We start from the raw sequence: 4,440 nt of genomic DNA on the forward strand, positions 1-4,440 counted from the left end.
GGCGTCGGCCTCCGCGTCGACCCGGGCGCGGGGCGCGCCCAGCACCGGCGCGTCCGCGGCGACCGGTGGCGCGGCCACCGGCGGCGCGGCCACCGGCGGCGGTACGGCGGCCGAGGCGACCGCCCCGCCCGGGTACGCCCCGGCCACCGCCGGCCCCTGCGGATCCGGCCCACCCACCGGGTACGGCTCACCGGCCGGCCCCTGCAGGTACGGGTCCCGGTACGGTCCGGCCGGCTGGTCGGGGGAGGTGCCGAAGGTGGCCGGCACCGCCGTACGCCGGTCGTCACCAGGGCCGGTCATCCCGCGCCACCTCCCGTCGGTGCCGACGCGTACACCGCCGGGCCGTGTTCGCCGTCGAGTGGGAAGAGTTCCCCGCCGGCCTGCCGTACCCCGTCGACCGCCGGCCCGCACAGCTGCGGCAGCAACTCCGCCGGCCCGGTCACCCGGACCAGGCCGCGCAGGTCGAGATCCTCACCCGGGCCGTTCGTGGCCACCGTCAACGACACCGTCACCAGCGACGCCGGCAGTGTCTCCAGCCAGCCGAGCATGGCCGCCGCCCGGTCGACCGGCGGCCAGCGCCGGATCCAGAACGAGCGGTGCGCGAGCGGCCCGCAGTGCCACGCCGACCACTCCTCGCGGACTTCGGTCGCGCCGGCCGGGACGCCGGGGGTGAAGCCGCAGGACCGGCCGACGGCGGCGAGCAGGCCGTGCGCGTCCAACAGCCGGTGTTCGACCCCGCTGCGGCGCAGCGACCTGCCGGTCTGGCGGGCCAGCGCGGCCACCACCGAGGGGGCTACGCCCAGGTCGACCGCGTAGTCGCCGACCGCCTCGGCCAGCGCGCGGGCGTCCAGCCGGACCGCCACCCAGGTCGCCCGGCCGGCCGGGACCGGAGTGCCGCCGAGGCCGGCCAGCAACTGCCGGTAGGACTCCCGCGCCGGGGCGGTCGGGTCGTCGGTCGGACCGCCGGCCGGCACGGTGCTGGTCACCACCTGGAGCACGGTGCCCGGCTGGCCGGACTCGGCCAGCGCGGTGGCCAGCACGTCCAGCGGCAGGCCGGCCGGCGCGTCACCGGTCGGCCCGGAGCCGTCGACGGCGGCCACCGCGAACCAGCCGGCGTCGTCGCGGGCCACCCCGATCCGCGTACCGTCGGCCATCGCCACGGTGCCCACCGACAGGCCGGGCGCGAGTCGTTGCAGGGCGTCCAACCCCGGGTCGGCGGCGACCGGGACCGTCGCGGCGGCCCGTCGCCGCTGGTGCCGGGCCAGGGCCCGCCGTTCCAGCCACCAGCGGCCCCGCGAGCGCAGGAACACCACGGTCAGCAGGAGTACGCCGCACAGTGCGGCGACGACCAGCACCGGCAGCCCGAACAGTCCACTGGCGAGGACGCCGAGCAGCACCGCCTCCAGCAGGAGCAGTTGCAGCACGTGCAGTTCGCCGATCCGGCCGGGCCGGCGGCGGGGTGCCAGGTGCACCCGGGCGTCGGGGTCGTCCGCCGGGAGTGCGGCGTGTGCCGGCCGTGGTGCTCCGGTCATCTCCGGCTGCCCCCCAGACGCGTCGACCCGTGCGGCCCGCCCACGGCAGGCCGCCCTCATCATAGGAACCCGGCGCAGCGCCCCGGGGCCCGTGGGTCGGCGGCCCGGGTCAGTTGACCCGGAAACCGATCCGGGGGTCGGCCGCCGCCCCGGACCGGTACGCGGCGAGCGCCGGCTTGTCCGAGTCGATCACCCAGTCGCCGGAGCCCTTCTGGTTGAAGTAGACGAACCCGAGCAGGTCGGGTCGTTTCCGCATGGCGGTGAAGAGTTCGTCGACCGCCCGGCGGCGCATCGCGCCCGGCTCGGACCCGGTCTCCACGATCAGCAGCGGCCGGGTGGTGAACTTCCGGACCTGCGTGATGGTGGGTCCGAACAGGTCGTCGAAGGTCTGCTCGCCGCGCCGGGTGAAGTAGCCGTCGATGCCGACCCAGTCCACGTACGCGTCGCCGGGGTAGAGCGGGGCGAGCTTCACCGACGGGACCGGGTTGACCACGTTCGGGGTCCAGGTCCAGATGACGTTCGTGGCGTCGGCGCGGGCGAAGACGGCGTGGATGTGCCGCCAGGCGGCGACGAACTCCTTGGCGGTGTTGTCGTGCGCGCCCCAGGAGTACCAGTGGCCGTTCATCTCGTGCGCGATGGTGAGCGCGACCGGCAGGTTGAGCCGGCGTACCGCGACGGCGAACTCCACCAGGTACGGGTCGTGCCGGCCGGCGGCGATGTCCTTCAGTTTCGCCTTGAACGGCTCCCAGCGGACGATCGGCAGTGCGCCGTACCGGTGGACCCGGCGGACCTCGGCGGCGGCGAACTCGTCGTCGAAGCTCTCGTAGATGGTGATGATGTTGGGTTTGCTGCCGACGAGGTCGGCGAACCGGTCGACCCGGCTCATGTCCTGCGGTGCCCCGCTCAGCGCCACCCCCAGGTAGCGGCCCTGCGGTTGCACCAGCGGGCGGACGTCGTACGCCGGGGGCGGGCCGGTGGGGGAGGCCGACGCGCTGGGTTCGGTGGCGAAGCGGGCCGGCCGGCTGGCGGGGCTGGGTGCGAGCGCGGCGTAGCCGAAGACCCCGATCACGAACAGCGTCACGATGGTGAACAGTTGGCGGGAGGTCACCGGGAACGCTCCGGCCGGATGTCCCGCGCCGGCTTCACCAGCAGCGCCTGCAACGCGACGGCCAGGTAGAACGCGCCACCGAGGAAGGCCGGCGCGAAGGTCCACAGGTCGTCGGTGATCATCCGGTGGGCCGCCAGGCCGGTCCAGAGTGCTCCGCTGCCCGCCGTGCAGACGGCCATTCCCCACCACAGTCGACCCGTCCTGTTCTTCCGTCCCGTGCCGCCGGTGGGCTGCCAGCCCATGCTCTGCCCGCGCAGCAGGTCCCAGATGGCGAAGGCGTGCGACCAGCCGTAGATCATCTTGACGGTCCACGCCTCCACCCGGTAGGCGCACCGGTGCCACAGCGGGAACACCACCAGGTTGTAGATCAGGCTGGGCACGATCCACACGTAGTTGGCCGGGGCCACCGACTGCGGGAACCAGGCCAGCAGCACGATCGGCACCAGCGGCCCGACGAAGGTGAACAGCGCCGTGTGCAGGTAGTAGCAGAACCCGGAGAGGTACGACAGCCGGGTGCGCAGCCGCATCCGGGTGTTCCAGAACTTCGTCGACCCGAGCAGGCTCATCGAGCCGGCGCACCAGCGGTACTGCTGGGTGAAGAACGAGTTGACGTCGGCCGGGCACAGGCCGGTGGCCAGCGGCACCGGCAGGTAGCGCAGCCGCCAGCCGCGCCGCCGCATGTCGAATCCGGTGTGGACGTCCTCGGAGTGCTCGATCAGGGTGGAACCGCCGATCGCGTCGAGCGCCTCCCGGCGGTAGAGCGCGCAGCTGCCGACGCAGATCGCCGCCTCGTGGTGCTGCCGGGACACCTGCACCATCCGGTAGAACAGCTCCTGCACCGCCCCGGCCCCGCGTTCCAGCCAGCCCTGCCCGGAGTGCACCCGGAAGTACTGCGGGGACTGCACGATCCCGAGATCCGGCTCGGCGGCCAGGTAGGGCACCATCTCGTCGAGCATGTCGTGCCGGGGGGTGAAGTCGGCGTCCAGCACCAGGATGTGCTCGCCCAGCGTGCGCTGGTATGCGTACCGCATGTTGCCGGCCTTCTTGTACCAGCCCCGGTTGGGGCGGCGCTGGTAGACGTAGCCGAAGGCGAGCGCCATCGCCTCCCGCTCGTCGGTCGCCGAGTCGTCGAGCACGTAGACGTGCACCCGGCCCGGGTAGTGGTCGACCATCCGGCTGACGTGCTCCCAGGTGTTGCGGAGCACCTCGGTCGCCTCGCCGCAGACCGGCAGGAACACGTCCACCGACGGGTGCACGGGCGGCCGGAAGTCGCGCACCAGCCGACGGTGCCGGTCCAGGTCGAACCCGGGCGTGCCGATGTTCACCGTCGCCGAGATCAGGTAGTAGAGGACGGTGAAGCCGAACAGCGGCAGCAGCAACAGCAGCCAGGGCGCCATCCGGACGAAGAGCAGCTGGCTGGTGAGCAGCCCGGTGAAGCTGACGAACGAGGCGATCATCAGCACCGGCAGCCGGCGGTGCCGGTAGGCGGCCTTCTCGTCGTCGTCCGGCGGCAACGGCAGGGACGGGTCGACCGTCACCGGTCGACCGAGCGCCGCCGGTGCCACCGCCTCCCGCGCCGACGGCCCCACCGGGGTCGGTGCCACAGGGGTCGGCATCGCCGACGGCATTCGCGGGGTCGGCACCGCCGCCGGACCCCGACGCGTCGGCAGCGTCACCGGGTCGTCCGGAGCGGGGGCCGGCAGCGGGGCACGCGAGGCGGGGACCACCGCCGGGGGACGCGCGGGAGGAGCCGCCCTCGGCCCGCGTGGCGTCGGCACGGCCGGGTCCCGAGGCACCGAC

At 73.9% G+C, this 4,440-nt stretch carries 3 protein-coding genes and 1 pseudogene; all 4 read right to left on the reverse strand.

Annotated features, from left to right (window positions below; translation table 11 throughout):
* Positions 1 to 300 (reverse strand): annotated as a pseudogene (locus tag H1A17_RS33485) (hypothetical protein); the annotation flags it as partial.
* The gene (locus tag H1A17_RS33490) at positions 297 to 1,532 is read right to left on the reverse strand and encodes a type VII secretion protein EccE (RefSeq protein WP_194823766.1); all 1,236 of its coding nucleotides are present in this window, start codon (positions 1,530 to 1,532) and stop codon (positions 297 to 299) included. The gene H1A17_RS33490 and the pseudogene H1A17_RS33485, both read right to left, overlap by 4 nt.
* 109 nt (positions 1,533 to 1,641) lie before the next feature.
* On the reverse strand, positions 1,642 to 2,640 hold the full coding sequence (locus tag H1A17_RS33495; protein ID WP_145921556.1) for a glycoside hydrolase family 26 protein: 999 nt from the start codon (positions 2,638 to 2,640) through the stop codon (positions 1,642 to 1,644).
* Positions 2,637 to 4,256, reverse strand: coding sequence for a glycosyltransferase family 2 protein (locus H1A17_RS33500; RefSeq protein WP_228544728.1), 1,620 nt, complete (start codon positions 4,254 to 4,256; stop codon positions 2,637 to 2,639). Before H1A17_RS33500 ends, H1A17_RS33495 begins: the two co-directional genes overlap by 4 nt.
* Positions 4,257 to 4,440: the final 184 nt, after the last annotated feature.

This window comes from Micromonospora sp. S-DT3-3-22, from assembly GCF_015354745.1.
GTDB lineage: Bacteria > Actinomycetota > Actinomycetes > Mycobacteriales > Micromonosporaceae > Micromonospora > Micromonospora wenchangensis.